Source organism: Flavobacterium difficile, from assembly GCF_011392115.1.
Taxonomy (GTDB): domain Bacteria; phylum Bacteroidota; class Bacteroidia; order Flavobacteriales; family Flavobacteriaceae; genus Flavobacterium; species Flavobacterium difficile.
In genome coordinates this window covers 152,974-178,367 of record NZ_JAAJBT010000007.1, presented here as the reverse complement: position 1 = coordinate 178,367, position 25,394 = coordinate 152,974, and the positions used below count along the sequence as shown (strand labels likewise).

General features: G+C 32.6%; 15 protein-coding genes. 5 read left to right on the top strand and 10 right to left on the bottom strand.

Annotated features, from left to right (window positions below; all coding sequences use genetic code 11):
- Positions 1-132: 132 nt before the first annotated feature.
- The 9 genes from G4D72_RS11830 to G4D72_RS11790 all read right to left on the bottom strand — a co-directional run bounded on the left by G4D72_RS11830 (position 133) and on the right by G4D72_RS11790 (position 15,803).
- Positions 133-4,536, bottom strand: coding sequence for a LamG-like jellyroll fold domain-containing protein (locus G4D72_RS11830; protein ID WP_166077923.1), 4,404 nt, complete (start codon positions 4,534-4,536; stop codon positions 133-135).
- 205 nt (positions 4,537-4,741) lie between these two features.
- Positions 4,742-5,455, bottom strand: coding sequence for a DNA repair protein RecO (gene recO, locus G4D72_RS11825; RefSeq protein ID WP_166077922.1), 714 nt, complete (start codon positions 5,453-5,455; stop codon positions 4,742-4,744).
- Positions 5,455-7,716 (bottom strand): type IX secretion system anionic LPS delivery protein PorZ, encoded by a 2,262-nt coding sequence (gene porZ, locus G4D72_RS11820; RefSeq protein WP_166077920.1) that lies wholly within the window; start codon positions 7,714-7,716, stop codon positions 5,455-5,457. The genes recO and porZ overlap by 1 nt, the downstream gene beginning before the upstream one ends.
- Positions 7,717-7,861: 145 nt before the next feature.
- Entirely contained in the window at positions 7,862-9,586 is a 1,725-nt protein-coding gene (locus tag G4D72_RS11815) for a BatD family protein (protein ID WP_166077919.1), read from the bottom strand.
- A 13-nt stretch (positions 9,587-9,599) separates the two neighbouring features.
- On the bottom strand, positions 9,600-11,288 hold the full coding sequence (locus G4D72_RS11810; RefSeq protein ID WP_166077918.1) for a VWA domain-containing protein: 1,689 nt from the start codon (positions 11,286-11,288) through the stop codon (positions 9,600-9,602).
- Positions 11,288-12,289, bottom strand: a complete 1,002-nt coding sequence (locus G4D72_RS11805) for a vWA domain-containing protein (protein ID WP_166077917.1) — start codon at positions 12,287-12,289, stop codon at positions 11,288-11,290. The genes G4D72_RS11810 and G4D72_RS11805 overlap by 1 nt, the downstream gene beginning before the upstream one ends.
- Positions 12,282-13,880 (bottom strand): BatD family protein, encoded by a 1,599-nt coding sequence (locus G4D72_RS11800; protein WP_166077916.1) that lies wholly within the window; start codon positions 13,878-13,880, stop codon positions 12,282-12,284. Before G4D72_RS11800 ends, G4D72_RS11805 begins: the two co-directional genes overlap by 8 nt.
- Complete coding sequence (locus tag G4D72_RS11795; RefSeq protein ID WP_166077915.1) at positions 13,880-14,746, bottom strand: DUF58 domain-containing protein; 867 nt, start codon at positions 14,744-14,746, stop codon at positions 13,880-13,882. The genes G4D72_RS11800 and G4D72_RS11795 overlap by 1 nt, the downstream gene beginning before the upstream one ends.
- Positions 14,747-14,798: 52 nt before the next feature.
- Positions 14,799-15,803, bottom strand: a complete 1,005-nt coding sequence (locus G4D72_RS11790) for an AAA family ATPase (protein WP_166077914.1) — start codon at positions 15,801-15,803, stop codon at positions 14,799-14,801.
- Between the two features lie 376 nt (positions 15,804-16,179).
- Here G4D72_RS11790 and G4D72_RS11785 point away from each other — a divergent pair, with 376 nt between their 5' ends.
- Together G4D72_RS11785 and G4D72_RS11780 are read left to right on the top strand one after the other, a co-directional pair.
- On the top strand, positions 16,180-17,049 hold the full coding sequence (locus G4D72_RS11785) for an aldo/keto reductase (protein WP_166077913.1): 870 nt from the start codon (positions 16,180-16,182) through the stop codon (positions 17,047-17,049).
- A 317-nt stretch (positions 17,050-17,366) separates the two neighbouring features.
- Complete coding sequence (locus G4D72_RS11780; protein WP_166077912.1) at positions 17,367-18,497, top strand: ATP-binding protein; 1,131 nt, start codon at positions 17,367-17,369, stop codon at positions 18,495-18,497.
- Here the strand turns inward: G4D72_RS11780 and G4D72_RS11775 are convergent.
- Positions 18,494-19,168, bottom strand: coding sequence for an SCO family protein (locus G4D72_RS11775; protein ID WP_166077911.1), 675 nt, complete (start codon positions 19,166-19,168; stop codon positions 18,494-18,496). The two genes, G4D72_RS11780 and G4D72_RS11775, sit on opposite strands and share 4 nt — an antisense overlap.
- A 123-nt stretch (positions 19,169-19,291) precedes the next feature.
- Here G4D72_RS11775 and G4D72_RS11770 point away from each other — a divergent pair, with 123 nt between their 5' ends.
- The 3 genes from G4D72_RS11770 (at position 19,292) to rnpA (ending at position 25,335) form a co-directional block, all read left to right on the top strand.
- Positions 19,292-22,681 carry a T9SS type A sorting domain-containing protein gene (locus G4D72_RS11770; RefSeq protein WP_166077910.1) on the top strand — a complete coding sequence of 1,130 codons (3,390 nt, stop codon included), beginning with the start codon at positions 19,292-19,294 and terminating at the stop codon, positions 22,679-22,681.
- Positions 22,682-22,716: 35 nt separating this feature from the next.
- Entirely contained in the window at positions 22,717-24,816 is a 2,100-nt protein-coding gene (locus G4D72_RS11765) for a M13 family metallopeptidase (protein ID WP_166077908.1), read from the top strand.
- A 144-nt stretch (positions 24,817-24,960) separates the two neighbouring features.
- On the top strand, positions 24,961-25,335 hold the full coding sequence (gene rnpA, locus G4D72_RS11760; protein WP_166077907.1) for a ribonuclease P protein component: 375 nt from the start codon (positions 24,961-24,963) through the stop codon (positions 25,333-25,335).
- Positions 25,336-25,394: the final 59 nt, after the last annotated feature.

Here is a 25,394-nt window from a genome sequence, read left to right as displayed (position 1 = left end):
TCAACCTAAATGGAAAAGGTTGTACAACAAAATAAAGTTACTGCGTTTTTTTAATTTCTCAATAAAAAATATACTTTTTTAAAAATATATCACAAATTAACTTAAAATAATGATTTTTTAATAAAAAATTAATTAATTAAGAATAATTTTTCTACTCACAAACTCATCATTACTATACATTTTTAAAATATATGTACCTGAAGCAAATCCAGAAGCATTAATTGTAATTTCATTGGTTTTGGCGTTAGAATGAAGTACTTTCTGACCCAAAATTGTATACAATTCAACTTGATCAATATTTTGTTTTAGCTTATTGTTTATTACTATCTGATTATTTCCATCAACATATATAGAAAAATTATTTTCTAATGTGTTTTCGGATAGATCTAAAGTAGTGTTTAAAAAGCGTAATGAAAACCTGTTATCAAAAACTCCTGCTTCTAAATTCACCACCGCTTCATTATTTTGAATTTCATAATAATTTTCGTTCAAACTATCATAAATGTAAACAACCTGATTGGGATCGAAATTTTCTGTAGCTTGAACTTTAAACTTAACATTTCCAGCGATTTCATTTTTTACAAATAAGGGTAAAATTTTCTCTGGAGTAAAACTTCCCACACCTTGAATCACTAATTTTTTATCTGATACTTTAAAACTAAAATCGCTAGGTGTTTCGTCTAAACCTTCAGAATCGTAACCAATATCAATACCATCTGTAGCATCATTGTTCATAAAACCTAATAAAATTTGTTTTTCAAACCCGTTAGAAGACTGATAATTTAAACGTAATTTTTTATATGTATTCTCTTCTGTGTTTTCTGTAATTTGTGAACTTCTAATTAATTGATTCGAACCTGTGGTGCTATTATCTGTTTCTAATTTAAATGCTCTTTGGCTGTTTTTAAACTGAATATTTCCTCCTGAAGCGTCGGCTTTCACGAAAAACCCTTGTCCAACTGGAATGTGTCTGTTCGGTATTTTTGAACTTGAACCTACTCCGAACGTTCCTACAGAAGCTACCATTGGCGGCACCCCACCAACTAAATTTAGTGTGGCATAACCGCCGCGATAAGCAGCTAAATTGTGCGAATTATTTTCTTGAGCATGTTGCCAAAAATAAAGCGTTCCTGTAAGAGCATTAGTTGATCCTGGGTTTCCGCCGTCTATATTGTCTCTAATGAATTCTCTAGAATCTATAGCTGATGGATAAGGATTACCAGCTAAATTAATATTACTTGCAGCAATTGGAATTGTTATTAATCCGTTATTTGGTTTTCCCACAAAAGCATAATTTTGTAAAGCTCCTGTAAAGTTATTTGTAACTCCTTTCATGGTAAAACCCTGACCTGCTTGAAGAGTAGAACTAGGTGTAATTGCTGTCCAATTGGCATATAAATCTGTTAAATTTTGAAATTTATACAACCAAAAACTTGCAATAGATAACGGTGAAGTTGGTGCACCATTATAGCCTGCAATCCAATTGATATTTTGTAATGTAGATGGATTACTGGCATCTTTAAACACATTCGCTAGAGAAAATCCGTTATTAATTGTGGTATTGTTAATCGTACTAACTGGAGAAGACCAATAATTGTAATTGTATAAATTCGCAATTCCTTGTTGTTCTCTTTCAATTCTTCCTGAACTTGTAGCATCTAAAAAACTATTTGCTGTTTGAAGTAATTGAGATTTGTTTTGCAAATCAATTGTACCGTCTAGTTTTATGTACCAATTATTTTTTAGTTCTAAATCGCCTCCAGAAATAGTAAGTTGTGCGCCTGAATCCACTATCAATCCTAAATTTTCTTCACTAGTTGTTTTAGTTACGTTATTTTTGATGTGAACAATTCTCCAAGGCTTATCAATTGCGTCCCAAACAATTCCGTTTTTCCATGTTGCAGTAGCAGACCAATTTCCATTTGATATGGTTTCGTAAGGTAATGGAGCTGTTTGAAAATAAATATCGTGAATGTTATACAATTTAGCTCCTGATACTAAATCGACAGTTGGAGAAACCAAATTATCTACAATATCGTTCTTAAAAGTATCCATTCGGTAATATCTTATTAAACTTGATGCTGCAAGAAGCGGAATATCATCAGGAATAACAGCACCTCTGGCAAAATTGGTGTTTGTTAATTCTTGGTAAATCATTTTTTGAAGTTGGTCTGCGGTCAAAGCGGTATTAAAAACACGTACTTCTTCAATTTCACCTTTAAAAAAGTCTGAATTTGTAACCAGTGGTGCGCTACCAATTCTGAATAATTTATTTGAAGAATTATTAACTATGGTTCCAACGGTTTGAGTTGTTTTTAACTCACCATTAACATATAAACTTAGTAATCCGCCATTATAAGTTGCTGCTAAATGGATCCATTTGTTTTCAGTTAACTTATTGGCTGCTCCCGATAAATTCACATTTGTTCCATTGATGCTTACCCCGAATTGAGCTGTATTTGAAACCTTTAGATGAAAATTATCCTGACCAACAATTGCTCCATTCGAACTGTACCCTGTATCTAGTTTTACCCATGACATTAAAGTTGCTTGTGGTAATCCTAAAACAATATCTCCAGCATCTTCAATGTAGTCGTTTCTACCGTCAAAAGACAAACTTGTTTTTAAATTAATATCTCTTGGAGAGCCGTAAAAAAGATCATTTGTATCAAAAACATTTAAAATTCCATCTTTATCTGAATCACCTGATCCGTCAATAATCCCATTATTATTTGCATCATAAGAAGCATAAATCGTAGCAGCTATATAATTGGATGAAGTAGTATTGTTGTAAACATCTAAATAATTAGGCAAACCATCTGAATCTGAATCTAAAGGAAGTGGATAACTATTATTTCCATGGTCTGTAGCATTTGCATCAGAATCGTTTGTGTCCATAATTCCTAAAATTCCATCACCATCAAATTCATCGTTATTTGCTGCTGTTTTGATGTCGTTTCCATCTCCTACTCCGTCGCCATTACTATCAATATCTCCTTTTTGATCGTATTCATAAGCATCAAAAGCACCGTCATTATCAGAATCTAAATCGATGTAATTTGGCGTTCCATCACCATCGAAATCAGCAGCTGTTAAGCTTTCAAAAGCATCGTGCATTCCGTTTGTGTTAGCATCCACCCAAGTTGGACCTGCTGTTGTAGCATCACCATCTAAATCGTTATTTACCAAATGTGTAAATTCCATAATATTCGGAATTCCATCATTGTCATTATCTAAGTCTAAAACATCTGCAATTCCGTCGCTATCAATATCACATAAAGTTTGTGTAATTTTTATGTCGTCTAAAGCTATATCATTTCCTAAACCACCTGGAGCGTTATTAATAAATTGAATAACAAACTCTGAAACAGCTAAATTTACTGTAGTGAAATAATTTTTCCAATCTGAAGTTACACATGCATTTCCAGGAGCATTACATCTTGTAATGTCGCCAGTATTGAAAGTAGCTAATACAGTTGCATAATCTGCTGTTAAAAAACGTACTGTTACATTAGGTAAAATTCTACAATTCGAACAACCAAAAGCTGCGTCATTGGCATCAATATTTAAAGCCCAAAAACTATAATTTGTTGGTACATTTGGTAATGTTCCGGAAATTAAAGTTTCATAAAAAACACCTGGTGAATAAGAAGCGTTAAAAATAGCCATTCTACCATTTGTATCGCCTGGTGTATGATCTAAACCGGTATACCAAACGGCTTCCCAACTGGCAACATCTGTTCCAGTATTCGACCTGTCTAATGGGGCAATTCCGTTTCCAACTGAATAATGAACCGTATACTTTCCATCACCTAAATCTGGATTCGTGTCACATTCATCAGCGCCCATTGCTGTTGTACCATCTTCATAACAATAAGAGGTGGTTACACCAGGTGTTGCGCCATTAATTTTAGCTCTGGTAATGCCCGCGTTAAAATCTTCATTTAAAAAAACAGTTTCTATAGAAGTAGCAGATGAGGAAGTTAAACAATTTAACTGTTCATTTGAATCTCTTAAACCGTCATTATCATCGTCGATGTCTAAATTGTCTGATAAACCATCACCATCAGTGTCTGGATAAATTTGCGCTCCTTCACCTTCTACTAAAAAAGTAAATGGATTTTCAGAAGTATCATTCGAAGCTACAGATACAGTTGCATTAGTTGAAGCAACTGCAACAGGATCAAAACCTATGGTAAAAGTAACAGATGCACCAGGAATGATAATGAAATTTGGTGCAGGTTGTGAGACAATACTAAAAGTTGGACTAGAACCTACCACAAAACTTACAGGAACTGGCCCTAAAATTAAATTTTGATTGCCAATATTTCGAATCATATACGTTCTAGTTTTTATTCCAGAACTGATATCGAATAATCCAAAATTTGTGTTGTTATTAAAGCTAGAAGTAACTGCTCCATCGACAATATTTTGACTCGCACCACCTGTAATTACAATTTCTTGTTGTGCAAAAAGAAAATATGAAAATAAAAAGAATACAATAGAGATTTTAGTTTTTGCGTATGTATGTAACATTTGCTATAAGTTTTAGTTTAGTTGTCTTGTGATGTAATTTTAACCTTTGAAGTATGTGGTTAAAAAAGGAATTCTAATGGTGTGGTTATTAAAACGGTATAAAAGTAGAATGAGGACTACTAATAAAAAATTAAAATCGTTAAAGAGAAGATTAAAATCGTTATTTGGTATTAATTTTCAATTATTTATTAACAAAAAACGAGTTTTACTCGAAAATTTCTTTCAAAACCATCAAAGAATTTGGTTTTTTAAATCCTTGTAAATGAATAGAATAATAATTTAAAATTATTTTTAAAAGCACTTGTCTTTCTTCTTTATGAAAATTTTTCTGAGTGTCTTCAAACCTTAAAAACAACAATTTTTTTAACAAATTCGTTTCCTGTTCGTTTATACAATTTGTTCCTTGAAAGGGAGAAAAAACACCTTCAATCATATCAAAATAAACTGCATCGGTCTCTTGTAATTCTGGATAAAAACCTAAAAACTTAGTGAGTTGGATTAGAAAAATTAGATGAAAATTAGAAATGGTGTCGTGCGTATCCAACCACAAAAGAGAAGTTTCTAGATACGAAAAAAGATTTTCATTCTTTTCTTCTTCAAAAATACTATTGTGTAATACTTCTGACAAGAAAAGAACGATGGAACTCTTAACGATATTTGTGTTTATGTTTTGATAATTATACGCGAGTTTTACCTCTTTAAAATGCTCTAAAGTACCTTTGTTTTTATGATTGGCTTCAATTTCTAGAATAGTTAAAGGCTGAAAATAAGCTATTTTTTGATTGGATTTTTTAGAAGAAAAAGCACTTTGTATAAAATACGATTTTAATCCATCTGATTTAGTAAAGCACTTTACAATTAAACTTTTTTCTTGAAACTTAATAGCGCTTAAAACAATAGCTTGCGTTTTAATTTGCATTATCTAACCACCATAATTTTTTTAACAGTAGTTTCTGAAGCATCGCTTGAAGTTACAAAAACCATATACACACCTGAAGCAACTTTATACTTTCCGAAAGCGGTAGTGTCCCACTCAACTGTTCCGCCAGATGAAGTAGTTTCGAAAACTAAATTCCCTTCTATATCTGTTATTTTAAGGTTAACTTTATCCATTAATCCAGAGATTTTTACCGTGCCAGAGTATCCAGGACGAACCGGATTGGGATAAGCATAAACCGCTTCTAAGTTCTCACTTCCTTTGGTTGAAGAACCTAAATAAGAAACCAAACCTTTATCTGTAGCAAAAAAAACTTCACCAGAAACCTCATCTATTTCAATATCAAAAACATTATTACTTGGTAAAGGCGAATTTTCTTTCGTGAATCGTCTTAGAGTGGTTTGTCCGTTCGGACTTACTAAAAAAACACCCGCGTCTGCAATAGAAACCCATTTATTATTTGAACCATCTACTTTGATATCCTGAATAACTTGTTGATTAAATAATTCTTGTGCTAAATCGCCTTCTTGAATGACAATATTTGTAGTAGAAAGTTCGTTTTCTGTAATAAAACTGTCAATATTATTTAGAATTCTTAAGCCTTTAAATGTTCCAATCCAAAGTTGATTTCTGTTATCAATAGCCACACATCGAACATCGTTACTAGGCAAATTCCCATTTTCCTCGTTAATAATAATATACTTGTTGTTAAATTTTTCATTAAAAGCAATAACACCTCTAGCGTAAGAAGCTATCCATTTTGTATTGTTCTTATCAATATCAATATTCCCATAATGAACACCTCTTGGATTCTGAATTATGTTGTTTAAATTATAAGATTGCCAAGTATTGTTGTTTCTCAAAACTTTGATTGCGTTGTCTACTAAAGCATTCGTAAGCCATAAATTTCCATCTTTATCATATTTCATTCCATTAATTCTAACAGAAATAAAATTTGGAACCAATTGCTGGGATTCTAAAAAATTGGTTTCATTAAACAATATGGGATTGGCTTGATTGGTGTATTTTAACAAACCACTATGTCCTGAGGCAACAAAAACTTCCGTTAAATTTCTTGGATTTTGAACAATTGCAGCCAAAGAAAGAGCGTTCTGAACCTCAGCAATTGGAATTTTTTCCCAACCTAAATTTGTATCATAAACACTTATTCCTTGAAGCTTATAATTTGGCGTGTAAGTTCTGTCATAATTTCCGTGTGTTAACCACAAATCTGTAGTGGTTTTAGTTACTTTAAAAGCGTAGTCTTCAATAGGGCCGTTTGGAGAAATAGAGTTAAAAACTGTGGGATTGGCTACATTAGTTTCAAACAGTCCGTTTCGAGTAGTACCAATATATAATTTTTCGTTTTTGGTAATAGCACAAGTAAAAGAATCTGAAAAATTAGGAATCTGATTAACAATATTAACCAAAGAAAAACTTTGATTATAAACTACAATTTGAAACAAGTTAGTTATTGTTAAATACGTGTTATCGGTTCGTAATTTTAAACCCGAAGCAGATTGAACCGAAAACTGTTGTGCTACATTTCCAGTAAATCTGTAGGTAAAACCATCATTTCCTAAGGCCACAATTTGGTTGTTAAATGTTACTATACTCAACCAAGCTGAAGTATTAAAAACAGACCATTGAGAAAAATCATATAAAAAAGGATTGCTTAAAAGTGCTTTTTTTATCCCTTGGGTTCGGGTTACTGCATAAATTTCACCATTAAAAACCGTTGTTTGCAGCACGTCTAAAAACTCACCTGAATTCCCAATATAAAAATTACTTTCTATTTCAAAATTAGATAGTTTTATAACACTAATTCCGTATTGTGTAGACACATAAACTTTTCCGTTATGTTCATAAAAATCGTTTACTTTTTTAGTGTTTGCAGGAACAGGAACATCTGTAATAATATCTACTTTATCTAAAGTGGTTCCGTCTGGTTTTATAATAATAATTAACCCGTTTTTATTCCCAATTAAAGTATGGTTGTTAGACGTTTGGAAAACGGCAGAAATTTCATCAGATTTCACATCATTCACCGATGTAAAAGTAGCTAAAACATTGGAAGACATATCCTTATTAAAAACAGAATATTTAGTACTTGAATGCACTTTGTTTTCTGAAACACAAACATCTGTAATTTCATTAAATGAAAAATAGCCTTTCCATAATTTCTGTTGTGAGAAAGAAATTAATGTAAAACTTAAAAAAATATAAAGCAATAACTTTTTCATTTGTAAGTGTTTATTGTTTTTATGATCTAATTTGATTGGCAAACAACTGTAATCCTTTTAACAGATTTTGGTTACTATTTTCTTTTTTATGAAATTACCGAATTACAAATATACAATAAACGTAAATATCTGAATTTTATTGAGTTTATGTACCAATAACTCGAACTAATTGTTGTAATTTTTCAAAATCTACTTGCATATTTCCTTCAGAAGTTGGCATATATCTTGCTTTTTCGCAGTTTTGCAACAAAGCGATGAAAGCGTTTGTATCCGCATCCGAAATGCCTTTTTCTTGGAATTTTTGAATGATGTTTTCTTTATTTAATTCCGCTTTTTCTAATGAAAATTTGTACTGTAAAAATTCGGCAATTTTCAATTCCATTTTCTGATAAAATAATTCTTTATTGGAAATAAAATCTTGAATATCTGTTACTGAAAACTCTTTTTTTACAGGTTTTTCTGTAATTACATCTTCTTCTTCAATTGGTTTTTTGTGTCTTTTTAAAGTAAAAAACAATAACATCATTCCTGCTAATGCAACGGTTCCAATAAAATGTGTAAAGGTAAATTCGAAACCAGATTTAGCCTCATCTTTCTTTACTGTAACTGAAGATTTTTCCTTTGGAACTGAAGTCACATTCGCTTGGTTTTCACCTTGCAAAACGGTCAAATCAATCGCATCGGAAGAAATCGTTTTATAGGTTTTAGACTGCACATCAAAAAAAGAAAACTGCTGAGGTTTTAATTTAAAATTTCCTTTTTCTTGAGGAATAACCGTATAACTATCCATAATTTTTCCGGAAATTCCATTCATGTTTTCATTGATAAATTCTTGGTGTTTTGGTTCAAAAATTTCAAAATTGGCTGGTAAGTTTGGTTTCGGAATTTCGAATAATTTTAAATTTCCTGTTCCTGAAACAATTACATCTAACTGTAAAGATTCACCTGATTTTAATTCGTTATTTTGAACGGTTACATCAAATTCAAATTTTCCTACCGCGCCTGTAAAATTTTCGGGTTTCCCTTTTTCAGGTAACGGATTTACTTGAATATATTTAGTATTAGAAACAATTTCTCTTCTCGCTACACTATATTCTGGTTCACCAAAAAAATCAAAATTGCCAGTTGGATACTGAATGTTTAAATCTAAGGTAATAGGCGTAATTTCTAACTTTCCAGTTTTTTGAGGATACAATATGGCCTTTTTAAAGATTTTCGATTTAAATACTCGATTATTGACCACAGAACGTTCCCAACCACCTTGAATGTCTTCAGTTTGACTCCAAAAATTATTAAATTTAGTAGCAATTTTTTTGTTTAATTCTGCTTCTAAATTGGGCGCTAAATATATGCGATAATACACTTCAACTGGTTCATTTACATAAGCGGAAGTTTTATTCATTTCAACATCTACAAACAGTAAATTATTGGCTCCAACCACCGATTTTGAGGTAGTGTTTGGCTTTGAAGTAGTAACAACCGGATTCTGATTTCTCTGAATCGCATCAGAAGCTTTTTCTTTAGATACAGAAACCACAACAGGTTTAGAAGTATAAATTTTTCCTTCATACCTAATATTTGCGGGAGAAATTGTAATTTTTCCTGCCTTTGCAGCCTGAATTACAAAAGTGTAAATTTGTTGAACATAAACCTCGCCATAATTGTCAATTTCATTCGAGGAAACATAAGAACCACCTTTATTAAAACCTGCAAAACTCGGCGGAATAAAGTTTCTTCCTTCTGCATTAAAAACATAACTAACCTGAGTCACTTCGCCTAATTTCAGGTTCGTTTTCTCCATTTTTACATCCAATTTAACTTGACTTAAAGCTAAAATAGGAAGCAAAATAAAAGTTAATATTATTTTCATTAGTGCATTCATGTTACCAATCTTTTTCTGTAATTTTTGTGGTGGTTTTTGATTTATTAGCGTTGACTTTTTCTTGTACTTTTTTTTCTTCTTGACCAATCGCTTTTAAAACATTATCCATGCGTTGCTTGTTTGCATTTGGCTGGTTTTTATTCTTTCCATCTTTTTTCTCCTTGTCCCCTTTTTTATCCTGGTCTTTTTTATTTTCCCCTTCTCCTTTTTTCTCTTTGTCTTCCTTTTTCTTCTTGTCTTTATTCTTGTTTTTAGGTTTTGGCTTGGGCGGATTTTTCTTCAACATTTCTTTGGCTAAAGCTAAATTATATCTCGTTTTTTCATCGTTTGGATTCGACTTTAGTGCCATCTTATAAGCTTCTACTGCCGATTGATAATTTTTATCTTGCATGTACGCATTGCCTAAATTATGAAACGCTTTGTGTTTTTCTGTATTTGTTTTAGCTAATTCTGTTGCTTTTTTATAATTGGTTATGGCTTCACAATATTTTTTGTTTTTATAAATCGTGTTTCCTAAATTGTATTCTGCCTTTGTTTTTTGCGCTTTTTCCTTTGCTTTTACAATTCGTAATTGTTTTTCTTTTTGTGATGTTACCGTATTTTTTTCTTGTGCAAAAGTAACTGTTGATGTAAGAAATACGAATACCACCAAATGAACTTTTTTTGAAAACAAGTTGTTAATTAGATGAAATCCTTTAAAATTCTCATTCAACATAAAGAAATCAACCAAAAGAAGTAAAAAAGCAATACCTAAAAACCACTGAAACTGAGATTGTTTTTGTGCCGATTGTTGCGCTTTAAACTCTTGTTGTTGTACATTAGACAAGGCTTTTTTAATACTTGAAACAGCAGTAGAAATCTGGTTTTCATACACATAAGTTCCATTAGAATCTGAAGCTATTTTCTGTAATACAGCATCGTTTAATTTGGTAATAACTACTTGTCCGTTTTGGTCTTTTTTAACTTGTTGAAAACCGAATTCATCTACATATTCAATGTTACCGCCGTTTTTAGTTCCGATTCCAACCGTAATAATTTTTATGTTTTTTTCTTTGGTTAATTTCGATACATTAAAGTCGGCATTCTCATGATCTTCTCCGTCAGAAAACAAAATTATAGCTTTTCCGGAAGTTGGATTATCAAAAAAATCGACACTAGTTTGAACAGCGCTTTCAATAGCGGTTCCTTGCGATGAAATTAAATCGGTAGTGACACTTTGCGTAAACATTTTAGCCAATTCGTAATCGGTAGTCATTGGTAAAACAGGATAAGCGCTTCCTGCATACGCCACAATTCCGATTCGGTCGCTTCCAATAGAGTTGATTATTTGTGTGATAATTTGCTTTGTTTTTTCTAATCGATTCGGCGCAACATCTTTACATAACATACTTTTGGAAACATCAATGGCAAATACAATTTCCACACCTTTGGCTTTAACCGTTTCGACTTTTGAACCTAATTTCGGGTTTACTAATGCCAAAACAATAAAGAAAATCGCCATCAACTGTAATGTGAATCGTAGCCGTTGCTTTTGGTTTGATGTGTTGATAAGGAGTTTTTGTATCGCTTTTTCGTTCCCAAATTCTGCTTGTTTATTGGTTTGCCATTGCACATACTTATTTTGTGCTACTAATCCGAGTGGAATCAGCAACAGCAAGATAAAATAATATGGATTTTCAAATTCAAACATCAAATAAAGCTTTTAAATAACGTGCGACTAACCACCATTTCTAATACCAATAAAAACAACCCGAATAACAACCAAGGTCGAAATTGTTCGTCGAACATCATGAATCGGTTTTCGGTAATTTTCGATTTTTCCAAACGGTCAATTTCATCATAAATCGCTTCTAACTTTTTATTATCTGTGGCTCTAAAATATTTACCATTGGTAATTGTTGCAATTTCTTGCATCAGTTTTTCATCGATTTCTACTTTTTGAGGTTGAAAAACAATATTCCCGTTCGCGTCTTTGGCTACCGGAAAATTTGCCATTCCGTTAGTTCCTACTCCAACGGTATACACTTTAATTCCGTACGATTTTGCAATTTCGGCTGCAGAAATTGGATCTAAACTTCCTAGGTTGTTTACACCATCGGTTAACAAAATAATAATTTTCGATTTGGTTTTACTGTCTTTAATTCGATTAATTGCTGTAGCTAAACCGATACCAATTGCAGTTCCATCTTGCAACACCATTCCGTTATATTGTACTTCTTTTAATGAGTTTAACAACATCGTTTTGTCTGATGTAACTGGTGTTCTGGTGTAACTTTCTCCGGCATACACCACTAATCCGATTCTGTCGTTGGTTCTTTTTTGCACAAAATTGAAAGCTACTTCTTTAATGGCTTCTAACCTATTCGGTTTAAAATCTGTAGCTAACATACTTCCTGAAACATCAGTAGCAATAACAATATCAATTCCGTTAGTATGATCGGTATAACTCGATTTTTGCGTATTTCTTGGTCGTGCCAAAGCGATAATGATACAACCCAATACCAACACTTTCAACACATACAAAAACGGTCTCAGTTTCATCAAAAGTGTTTTCTCCATCGAAAAACCTTCTGTTGAACTCATTTTTATCACTACATCTTGTTGTTTTTTTACAAAATAATGCCAATATACTGCTGCAGGAAGCACCAACAACAACCATAAAAAGTGGGGATGCATGAAACTACTACTCATCTTCTTCCTGATTTAGTTGTTCGAGGCTATTCGTAACACGTTCTATGAAACTTTTCGCGTTTTTGTCTTTGGCATCGTGTGTTATTCGTATCTTTTGTAAACCGTAACTATCCGAAAGAAAAACAGTTAAAAAACGCATAGATTTGATTTCAGAACCTTCATTAATATCGTAACTGCCTTCTAAAATATCTCCTGAAAGATTTTTTACATTTTTGAATTTTCTAGCGGTGGTTTTGATGTTTTTGGCTTGTAATTGCATTAAATTATCGAGCTCGGCATCAAAAAACACTTTTAAATCGGGTTGTAAAGAATCTTTATACGCAACGGTTTGTATAGAAATGGACAATTTATCTGAAACGTTTTGCCATGAAAACTGCGAAATATTCTTCACATTCGGGTTTTTACTTTCGATAGAATCTCGAACTAAAATTTCAGGCGATTCTAACTGTAAAATTGGTAAACCGTATTCAGAAACAAGCCATTCTTTTCTCAAGTAATATTCGGCATCTTTTCCGTTGATTTTCGCATTGATATAATTTGTTACATTTTCCCAACCGAAAAAGAAAACAATGGAAACGATGAAGACTAAAAAAGTGATTATAAAAACTGACTGTCTTGTGTTTTTTTGTTTTTGCTGCTTCTCTGCTTCCATCAATTTTGCAAAAGCAAAACGTTGCTCTTCAGCAGATGTTGGTAATGTTTTATGAAATACATTAATGATGTTTTCAGAAACTAATTTGTCTGCATTTTGTTCTTCTTCAGCCACTGAAATTTTTGCGAATTTAACCAAATCGGCTTTCGTAAATAACTTTTCTATTTGAGAAATCGTGGTTTCTGAAATTTCGAATTGTTTTTCTGCAACGGCAGTTTTCAACTTGAAAATAAATTGTTCAGTTGTGCTTTCTAAGGCTGAAAATTCTAAAGTTTTCTCGAAATACGATTTGATAATTTGCGTTAAACTCGAATAATATTCTTTAGCGTTTGATGTAGATTTGATGTCTGAAAAAGTTAAAAACGCTTTATTATATGGTGTAATGTAAGTTTCCGATTTCTTTTTATTTCGATGTTTTAGTTTTAGAATCAAATAAAATATCGAGGCAAAAACTAAAGCAAATAGCAAACCCAAAATAACTTCTTTATCTGACAATTCCGGTTTTTGCTCGGTTTTTTCCAAATTGATTACTTCATCTTCTTTGATGTCGTACATTTTTTGTTTCGTTGTATCGACAATCACATCAACTACAGAAATTTCAATACTTTCCGAATTAATTTTCTTTTTATTCACTACAACTTCCAACGACGGAATTTTATATTTTCCGGGATTGAATTGGGTTAAGTTATATTTTTTTCTCCATTCAACTTGTTGCCCTTTTTTTATTTTTTCTACAGGAAACGCTTCCACAACTTCTAATTTACCTATCGAATCTAAATCGGGAAAAACTACCAAATCTTTTTCGTTTACTTTTGTTTGTAAAGTCAACTGAATTTGTTGGCCGATTTTAATTTCTTTTTTAGATACAGAAGTGCCAACAGTTTGAGAAAACCCAACAGTTACAGAACAAAGCAGTAAAAATAAGCAGCGAAATAGCATTACGTTCTACTTTTAAAATAGGTTAATAACTTAGTTACGTAACTTTCAGTTGTTTCGGTTTCCACCAATCCAGCAGCGCATTTACTAAACATATTTTGACAAGTGGCTACTTTTGATTGGTAATTTCTCTCATATGCCAAACGTGATGCTGAGGATTGTGTGTCGATCCAAACCAATTCGCCAGTTTCGGCATCTTGCATTTGAATCATTCCCACATTTGGTAAACTTTTCTCACGTGAATCGTAAATTCTAATTCCTGTAACATCGTGTTTTTTAGAAGCAATTTGTAATGTTTTCTGAAAATCGGAAGTCATAAAATCGGAAATTACAAATACAATCGCGCGTTTTTTAATTACACTTGACAAGAATTCTAAAGCGTTAGAAACATTAGTTTTTTGACTTTTAGGCTGAAATTCAATTAGTTCACGAATGATGCGTAACACGTGTGATTTTCCTTTTTTGGGTGGAATAAACAATTCAATTTCATCGGTAAATAAAATCAAACCTATTTTATCGTTATTTTGTGTGGCTGAAAAGGCTAAAGTTGCAGCAATTTCAGTCACAATATCTTTTTTATTTTGAGCGGAAGTTCCGAAGTTTTGTGAACCCGAACAATCGACCATCAACATCATGGTCAATTCGCGTTCTTCTTCAAAAACCTTCACAAAAGCATCGTTGTTTCTGGCGGAAACATTCCAATCAATGGCTCTAAAATCGTCACCGTATTGATATTGTCGTACTTCAGAAAATGTCATACCGCGTCCTTTAAACGACGTGTGATATTGGCCCGAGAAAATATGATTACTCAATCTTCGGGTTTTGATTTCAATTTTCTTGACTTTCTTAAGTAACTCTTTGGTCTCCATGTCAGTGTTCAGTGTTCAGTTTTTAGTGTTCAGCAAAAAACTCTTTACTAAATTAAGGTACTTGAACCTGATTTAAAACTTTATTGATAATATCTTCTGAAGTAATATTTTCGGCTTCTGCTTCATATGTAATTCCGATTCTGTGACGCAACACATCGTGAACCACGGCGCGAACATCTTCTGGAATCACATAACCTCTTCGTTTGATGAAGGCGTAACATTTCGCGGCTAACGCTAAATTGATACTTCCTCGAGGTGATGCTCCGAAACTAATTAAAGGTTTTAAACTATCTAAACGGTATTTTTCTGGATAACGAGTGGCGAAAACAATGTCTAAAATATACTTTTCAATTTTTTCATCCATGTACACTTCTTTCACCGTTTGTTGTGCTTTGATAATTTGAGCAATACTTACAACTGGATTGATTGTAGCCGCACTTTCTTTTAAACTGTTGCGAATAATTAATTGCTCTTCTTCCATTTTCGGATAATCGACAATGGTTTTTAGCATGAATCGGTCGACTTGCGCTTCTGGCAACGGATAGGTTCCCTCCTGCTCTACAGGATTTTGTGTGGCTAAAACCAAAAACGGATTGTCTAATTTGTATGTCGTTTCTCCAATCGTAACTTGTTTTTCTTGCATCGCTTCTAACAAGGCAGATTGCACTTTTGCTGGTGCTCGGTTAATCTCATCAGCTAGCACAAAATTGGCGAAAATTGGACCTTTTTTAACGGTGAATTCGTTTTCTTTAAAATTATACACCATCGTTCCTACTACATCTGCAGGAAGTAAATCGGGTGTAAATTGAATTCTGTGGAAACTTCCGTGAACCGCTTTAGAAAGTGTATTTATTACAAGTGTTTTGGCTAAACCAGGCATTCCTTCTAACAAAACGTGACCTTGACCTAACAACCCAATCAGTAAACGTTCAATCATAGGTTTTTGACCTACAATAACTTTACTTAATTCGGAAGTTAATAAATCTATAAAAGCGCTTTCTCTTTCAATCTTTTCATTGATGGCGCTTATGTCGATACTTGTATTATTTTCTTGCATTTTTATATGTGTAATTTGGGTGTAAATTTTAAAAAAATACTTTAACAATGCAAGTTGCTATATAAAATTATTTTTTGTTGTTAATTGTCCGTTAAATTATAAGGAAAAGGTGAAATTTTATTGAATAATTAAGAGTTTAGTTTGGTTTGCCAGGGATTTTTCAAATTAACATGAATTAATACTTTTGAAATTAATTTTTTAGAATGGTTGTTTCTACAAAATTTCGCAAAGTCGCAAAGAAGAAAAATATAAAATAGGGTGACTTCACATCAAAACAAACTTTCTAAATGTTAATAGACGGTTAAATTATACCTAATTAGCTTTTTTTCATGCATAATTAAAAAATACTCACTAATTTTAATAAAAATTTACACTTATGCCGATACCAACCTCAACAATTATTGCCGGAACTATGAATTGGGGCGATTGGGGAAAAAAGTACAATACTGCTGCCATTCAGAACCTCATTGAAACCTGTTTGTCTGAAAAGATTTATGCTTTCGATCATGCCGATATTTATGGCGGTTATACAACAGAAGCCGATTTTGGAAAGGCTTGGGCCGAAATGAAACTTGACAGAGAACAAGTGGGTTTTATAACCAAATGTGGCATAAAAATGATTTCTGACAATAGAAATTATTCGATAAAACATTACGATTACAGCAAAGAACATATTATTTCGAGCGTAGAAAATTCTTTACGAAACTTACAAACCGATTATATTGATGTATTACTATTGCATCGACCAAGTCCGTTATTGCAAACCGAAGTAGTAGCAGAAGCCATTTCAGAACTAAAAATTTCTGGTAAAATTGTACATTTTGGCTTGTCGAATTTTACGCCTTCACAAACCGATTTGATTCGAAAATACACGGCTGTTACTTACAATCAAATACAATTTTCGGCCACGCATTTAGATCCTATGTTAAATGGCGAATTGGATTATATGCAACTTCACGGTATTAAACCTATGGCTTGGAATCCGTTAGGTGCTTTTTATAAAGAAGCAATTCCACAAACCATTCGGTTAAAAGAATTGTTGAAAAAACTCGCTTTAAAATACAATTTACCCGAAGATCTTTTACTGTTAGCTTGGGTTTTAAAACATCCGGCACAAATTAAACCGGTTGTGGGAACAACGAGTGTGGAACGTATTAAAACCTTTCACAAACTAAATGGCTTCGAATTAGAACTAGAAGATTGGTTTGCGATTTGGACCGAAAGCATTGGAACTAAAATTCCTTAAATAAATATTTAAAAAAATTAAGTTTCATTTAGGTTAGATATTACTTAATTAAAGGTAAAAAAGTTGACGTGTTGGTTTTTATATAAAATTTCCGTTGATTGTGTTTTTGGATTATTAGCCACAAATTTTCGAGTTTTTTAAAATGAAAACGTAATAATTAGTTCATCGTTGATGAAAATTCGAATTAAATCGAATAGTTAACCATAAAAATTAGTGAATTCGTGGCAAAGTTATTTTCGAAATTTAATTACAAAGATCTACTTCCGAAACTTAGGGACGCTCAAGCTGACAATCATAATAATTACATCAAATAAAAAATGATAAACAAACGGCTTCTAGTAAAGAATTTATTGGCTCATAATAACGAAAACAGTTTTTATGACAAAAAGCGCCAATTGAATTTGCATACGAAAGAAGGAAAAGGGAAATTTTTAAAACACATTTGTGCCCTTTCGAATTCGAATCCGTATAACAATTCGTACATTGTGGTTGGTGTGGAAGACGATGATAATGAAATTGTAGGTGACGATTTTTTTGATGACAGTCGCATTCAAAATTTAGTGAATGCTTATTTAGAAAATCCACCTAAAATAACCTATGATAATATTCCATTTCCGAATTTACCCAAGGAAAAAGTGGTGGGTTTAGTCACGATAAAACCTAAAAATAAGGTTTCATTTTTTAAAAAAAACATTTATACCATTTATGCAGGAAGTACATTCATAAGAATTGGAAGCAATACGCAGCCTACTGAAGAAAAAATTTCTGCTTCGAAATCAAATGTAGAAACGGTAATTAGCATCGAAAATAATTCCAGAAATAACATCAAACATACTTTAGCGGGTGTGTTAGATTTTATTTCGGTTCGACATAAAGACTTAGACAATCAGTATCAAGTTTTTAAAGAAAATTTTGTGGTGTGTTGGGCTGGGAAAAAAAACACAGTTCGAAACGAAACCTATTATTCTCGAGTAGATATTGAATTAATTAATGAACAAATTAAGCTATTTTATTCGAATCAAGATGAAGTAATTATTAGTTATAATGAAGAAAGTTTTACCATTACCGAATATGTAAAACTAGGTTTGAATGACAAAACCAGCTATTATCCATTAGAAAAACTAACCTTCTCTTTTTATGATAATGGCTATTATAAAATGGAAACTCAAATGCTATTTGAACCGCCACAATACAACAAGAAACTACTCCATCATATTTACAATTCGGTTTTAATTACGATACAAAATTTACATAAAAACAAAGAAGTTTCAGAATTAGAAGTACTACGTATTCCTCATACACTAATGATTTGTTATTTAAACGATTTTAGAGAAGCCAAACACAAATTGATTGAAGCCAAAAGTGTTTTAAAAGCCTATAAAAATCCTTTGGTATTTAGCTCTTTTAAAGAAAGCTTGCGAATTTTGAGAAAGATGAAATATAATTAATCCTTCTCACTCAAAAACTCAATATCTTCCAATAACTGCGTTAAGTTTTGTTCGCCTTTTACCTTTTTATCGATATTTAAACCGTTGTAAAATCCTCTAATTCTTCCTTTTTGGTCAACTAAAACAAAATTTTCGGTATGCACCATGTCGAACATTTCTTCAGGTTTACCTGTTTTTACAACTAAATACGATTGACGTGCTATTTTATAGATTTCTTTTTGATCACCAGTTACTAAATTCCATTTGGAATCGATTACGCCTTTTTCTTTAGCGTATTTTTTCAATACCTCAACCGTATCTTCATCCGGAAAAACGGAATGTGATAATAATTTTACTTTCGGATTATCTTTAATTTTATCTTGCAACCAAGCCATATTATCCGTCATTTTCGGACAAATGGTTTGACACGTTGTGAAGAAAAAATCGGCTACATAAATTTTCCCTTCATAGTCTTTATTGGTAACGGTTTGACCGTTTTGATTCGTAAAAGAAAAAGGAGCTATTTTATGATTATAACCTATATGTTGTACTAAAGAGTCTACTAATTCTGGATTAACATCCCGAGGCGTAATTACGGGTAAATTTTTTCGATTCATTAAGCTATAAATTGATACAAATATTACCACTAGAATTATAATGAAAAAAAACGATATTTTTTTATTTTTAAGCATTTTATGAGATTTTACCACAAAAATAATAATCTTTCAGGTATAAATATGCGTATTTAACAATTGTATTTCTGTTTTTTATTAGATTTTTTAATAGATTTGTTATCCAAACAAATAACTAATACCATGAAAAACAATTACTTGTCGTTATTTTTGATTTTTTCATTCGTTGGATATTCGCAATTTAACACGAATTCACCATGGAAAAATACAAGTGGAACTACTAAAACTATTACGTTTCAAGAAGAAGTTAAGGCTTTTAATGAATATTGGGAAATCCACGACAAAAACCAAAAAGGTAGTGGATATAAACCTTTTAAAAGATGGGAAAGTTTCCATGAAAACCAATTAAATCCAGACGGAACGATTCTTACACCACAACAAATTTGGGCGGTTTGGCAAGCTAAAAACAATGCTAAAAACACTAAAAATAACGCAATTCAAGCGCTTCCACCTAGTAATTGGCAACCAGTTGGACCGTTCACACACACCAACACTGGCTCATGGTCATCTGGTCAGGGAAGAACAAGTGCAGTAGCGATTGATCCACTTGATGCCAACGTTATTTATGTTGGAGCTCCTGCAGGTGGAATTTGGAAATCTACAAATGGTGGCGCTACTTGGGTGCCATTAGCAGACGATTTACCGCAAATCGGAGTCTCTGGAATTGCTATAGATCATCCAACACCAAGTAATTTAACTGTTTATATAGCAACAGGAGACAAAGACGCCTCAGATACCTATTCGGTTGGAGTTTTAAAATCTGTTAATGGTGGACCTTGGATTAGTGCAGGTTTATCATTCACTGGAACTGGTACACTCGCTGGAGATTTAATTATTCATCCAACGAATAAACAAATTTTATTGTGTGCTACAAGTGCTGGTTTATTCAGAACTACTAATGGAGGAACCACATGGACCGTTGAACAAACTGGAGATTTTTCTCAAGGTTCAGTCCGATTCAAACCTAATGACCCAACAGTAGTTTATGCTACAACTAACAATCGTTTTTACAAATCTACTAACACAGGTGATACTTTTACAAGCATTACATCAGGTTTATCAGCTGTGACCTCAACAGGTAGAATGATTTTAGATGTTACTCCCGCAAACAACAACTATGTATATGTTTTAAGTGTGGGTGTTTCGCCAAATTATGCATTAAACGGAATTTATCGTTCTATAGATAGTGGTGTTACTTTTACAAAAACATCAGGAACTACAAATATTTTAGAATCTACTCAAGCTTGGTATGATTTAGCATTGGCTGTTTCAGATACCAATAAAAATTTACTTTTTACAGGTTGTTTAAATGTATGGAGTTCATCTAATGGTGGCGCCGCAGTTACTAAAATAAACAATTGGAGTAGTCCGTTTTCACCAACTTATACTCATGCTGATATACATGGTTTACAGTATATTAACGGTAAATTGTTTTGTTTAAGTGATGGTGGAATTTACAAAAGTGAAGATAACGGAACTTCTTTTACTGATTTAACTGCTGGTTTACAAATTGGTCAATTTTACAGACTTTCTGTATCAAAAACAACAGCAAGTAAAATGGTAGGTGGTTTACAAGACAATGGTGGATATGCTTTTAGTGATGCCGCATGGAAAAACTATTATGGTGCTGATGGAATGGATGCTGCTGTAAGTCAGAATAATAGTAATTTATACTATGGCTTTATTCAAAACGGAAGTTCGATGTACATTTCTAACAATGGTGGTAACAGTATTACTGGAAGTGTAGGATCTCCTGGAGGAGCAAGTGGAAATTGGATTACACCTTTAAAAGGGGATCGTTTAGGAAATATGTATGCAGGTTTTGCTGGATTATACAAGCTGGTAAATAATGCTTGGGTGTTACAAAACATTAACTCTGTAGGAAGTGGAAATCTTGAAAACATTGCTATAGATCCTTCAAATGACAATATTATTTATGTAACAAACGGAGCAGATCTTTACAAAAGTTCAGATGCAGGAATCACTTTTGATTATGCTTATAATGCAGGAGTTACAATTACTGGAATTCAAGTACATAGTACCAATAGCAATATTGTTTACATAACTACTGGTGGTGCAAGTGGTGATGCTTTTAAATCTACTGATGGTGGATTTAGTTTTTCAAGTATCGCACCTGGCCTTCCTTCTATTGGAAAAAACTGTATCGTGCACCAAGGTAGAAATACAGAAAATCCTTTATATGTTGGAACAACTTTAGGAGTTTATTACACAGATGATACCATGACAACATGGCAACCTTTTGACACCAATCTACCAAATGTTCCTGTTAGAGACTTAGAAATCAATTTAGAAGACTCTAAAATAATTGCGGCTACTTATGGTCGTGGTATTTGGCAATCAGATATTCCGGTACAAGTGCCACCAAGTGATGTAAAATTTGTGGCGATTAATAACCCAACTTTAAATATCAATTGTCAAGCTGTTTTTAATCCTCAAATTGTTGTTAAAAACGGTGGATTAAATGCCATTACTAGTTTAAACATAAATTACACAGTAGATACAACTCCGTATGTATTTAACTGGACAGGTAACATCCCTTCTGGGCAAAATCAGACCGTAAGTTTACCCAATTTAACTGTTACTCGTGGTGCACATAGTTTAACTTTCAATGTGACAACCACTGGAGATGCTTACATAGACAATAACACTGGCGAAACCTCATTTTATGCGAATGATTCTGGTACATCAAGCGTAGTAAATACTTTCTCAAATGCTTCAGATGAACTTATTGTAGTTTCAGAAGGAAGCAATGGTTGGGTAAGAGGCAATAGAACAAGTGATGCCTTACAAACTTCAGGAAACACAGCCTATTTATCTAACTTATCAGGAAACTATGCAGACGCTACTAAAACTTTTTTAGTTTCACAATGTTACAATTTATCTAATATTACTAACCCAGAAATTAGTTTTAAACTAGCATACAGTTTAGAACAAAACTGGGATATTGTATATGTTGAATATTCTACAAATTTAGGCACTAATTGGACTGTACTTGGTGAAATGGCTCCAAACTGGTACAACAGTGACAGAACTCCTTTAACATCAGGTTCAGATTGTAATAACTGTGTTGGTGCGCAATGGACAGGTACAAATACGACTTTTTCAACTTATTCTTATCCATTGACAGCTTTAAATTCGGAAACGAATATTATTTTTAGAATTGTGTTTCATTCTGATCAAAGTGTAACTCAATTAGGGGTTAAAGTTGATGACTTTGTAATAAGTGGTGTTTTATCTGCTGAAAGTTTCGAAACGAATCAAGTTGCTGTATTTCCTAATCCATCGAATGGAATCTTTACCATAGATTTCGGTGACTTAAGTCCAGAAAAAATTGAAATTTATGATATTAGTGGTAAATTAATTCAAATCAAAAACCAATTTGAGGCAAGTAATCAAACCAAAATTGATTTGTCTGCTGGTGCAACAGGTATTTATTTTGTAAAAATTTCTACAGAAAATAATACCATTACAAAAAGAATCATCAAAAATTAATCAACATTAAAAACAAAAAAAGACACAAACTAACTATGAAAAAAAATTTAATACTTAGTGGCCTAGCCTTAGTCATTATTTTTCAAAGTTGCTCTTCTACAATTGGAAAAGACGGACAACCAGGAAAAGACGGATTATCAGGAAATCAAACAGAAACGACAAAAAAATATGGTATAAATACCGGATTTATGGATACTTCTGTAAAACCAAACGATGATTTCTTTAGATATGTTAACGGAACTTGGCTAGACAATACAGAAATTCCAGCTGATAGATCACGATGGGGAAGTTTTGACGAACTAAGAAAAAACACTGACGACGACGTAATGGCTATTTTAAACGAAGCAGTTGCCAACAAAAACCTCGACCCAAAATCAGACCAAGCCAAAGCTGTAAATTTATACAAAAGCATCTTAGATACGGTTACCAGAAATAAATTAGGTGTAAAACCTATCATGCCGTTATTAAGTAAAATTGACGGCGTAAAAAACAGTGCCGATTTAATGAATTTACTTGTAGAAGTGAAAGCTGAAGCCAATTTAGGTTTTGTAGGGGCTTATGTGGGTGCTGATGCAAAAAATAGTAATAAAAATGTGGTATATGTAGGAACTGGAAGTTTAGGTTTACCAGATAAAGATTACTACATGTCTGATAAACCAGATACTAAAGAGAAAAGAGAAAAATATGTGCTTCACATAGCTAAAATGTTTGGTTATTTAGGAATGGATACCAAAACGGCTGCCGAAAAAGCGGCTAGAGTTCTAGCATTTGAAACTTCTTTATCTGAACCGACTTTAGACCGAGTAGAAAGACGTGACAGAAGAAAAACGTATAATCCAATGTCGGTAGCTGATTTACAAAAAATGGCGCCTTCAAACAATTGGAAAACCTATTTTGAAAAATCAGGTTTTACGAGTTTAGATTCCGTAATTGTTTCTCAACCAAAATACATTGCAAAATTAGATGCCATTCTTAAAGAAAATAAAGTAGAAGATTGGAAAGCTTATATGAGCTGGACGCTCTTACGCTCTTACGCAGATGAATTAACAACTGAAATTGAAAAAACAGATTGGGATTTTTACAGCAAAACACTATCGGGTGCCTTAAAACAAAGACCGGCAACAGAAAGAGCTTTAGCAACTGTTAATGGCGTATTAGGAGAAGCTTTAGGTAAATTATATGTTGAGAAAAAATTTCCTGCAGAAGCAAAAGCAAAAGCAGAAGCTATGATTGCCAATGTTTTTAAAGCCTACGAAAACAGAATTAATAATTTACCTTGGATGACGCCAGCTACTAGAGCAAATGCCATAGTAAAACTTAAAAAATTCCGCGTAAAAATTGGTTATCCAGATACTTGGAAAGATTACAGTGGCTTACAAATTAAGAGTCCTGAACAAGGCGGAACTTTATTTGAAAACGCTTTAGCCATTAGCAAATGGAGCAACCAAGAAAATGTGGCAAAACTAGGAAAACCAGTAAATAAAGAAGAATGGGGAATGTCGCCACAAACTGTAAATGCGTACTACAGTCCAACAAACAATGAAATTGTATTTCCTGCTGCGATTTTACAACCGCCATTTTATGATTATAGAGCAGATGAAGCCGTTAATTATGGTGGAATTGGCGGCGTAATTGGTCATGAAATTTCTCATGGTTTCGACGACTCTGGATCTAGATATAATGCAGAAGGAAACTTGATCAACTGGTGGAGTGATGAAGATTTAAAACAATTTACTTCGTTAGGAACCGCTTTAGCAGATCAATATTCAGCTTTACAACCTTTACCTGGAATTTATGTAGATGGAAAATTTACATTAGGAGAAAATATTGGCGATTTAGGTGGAGTAAATGCTGCGTATGACGGATTACAAATTTACCTAAAAGAAAAAGGTAGTCCTGGTTTAATTGATGGTTTCACGCCAGAACAACGTTTCTTCCTTTCTTGGGCTACAATTTGGAGAAGTAAAATGCGTGACGAGGCTATTAAAAATCAAGTAAAAACCGATACACACTCTCCAGGTCAATACAGAGCTTATGTACCGCTTCAAAACATCGAGTATTTTTACAAAGCATTTGGTATTAAAGTAGGTGATAAAATGTATATCGCTCCTGAAAAAAGGGTGAAAATTTGGTAAACAAAACACCAATTTGTTACATTGTTTCGACGTTTCGATATCGATTCAAATTCTTAAAATAACGGAAAACCTGAAATTCTGAACTAAATTTAGAATGACAGGTTTTCTTTTTTTATACCGTTTCATTTTTTATACATTTGCCTCATGCAATTTTCTTACTCAAAAAACGAAAAACTAAAAAGCCACAAAACAATTGACCGTTTGTTTTCTGAAGGGAAATCTGTGTCGAAATATCCGCTGCGATTGGTTTATGTTGAAAATACAGATGAAAATAATTCTGAAAAACTAAAAATGGGGGTTTCTGTTTCGAAAAAATATTTTAAAAAAGCAGTTGACAGAAATTATTTTAAAAGAGTTTTAAGAGAATGCTACCGTTTGAATCAGCATCTTCTTAAAGATAACCTTCAAAAAAATTATGCCATCATGTTTTTTTATCAAACCAAAGAAAAACTTTCCTATCAAGAAATTGAAGAAAAAACCAAACAATTATTCCAAAAATTTGTAGAAACTGTGAAGTAAATCACAACTTTGGATTAGTTTTTGAAGATTTTAATTAAATTCGTAAAAAAAATACAACT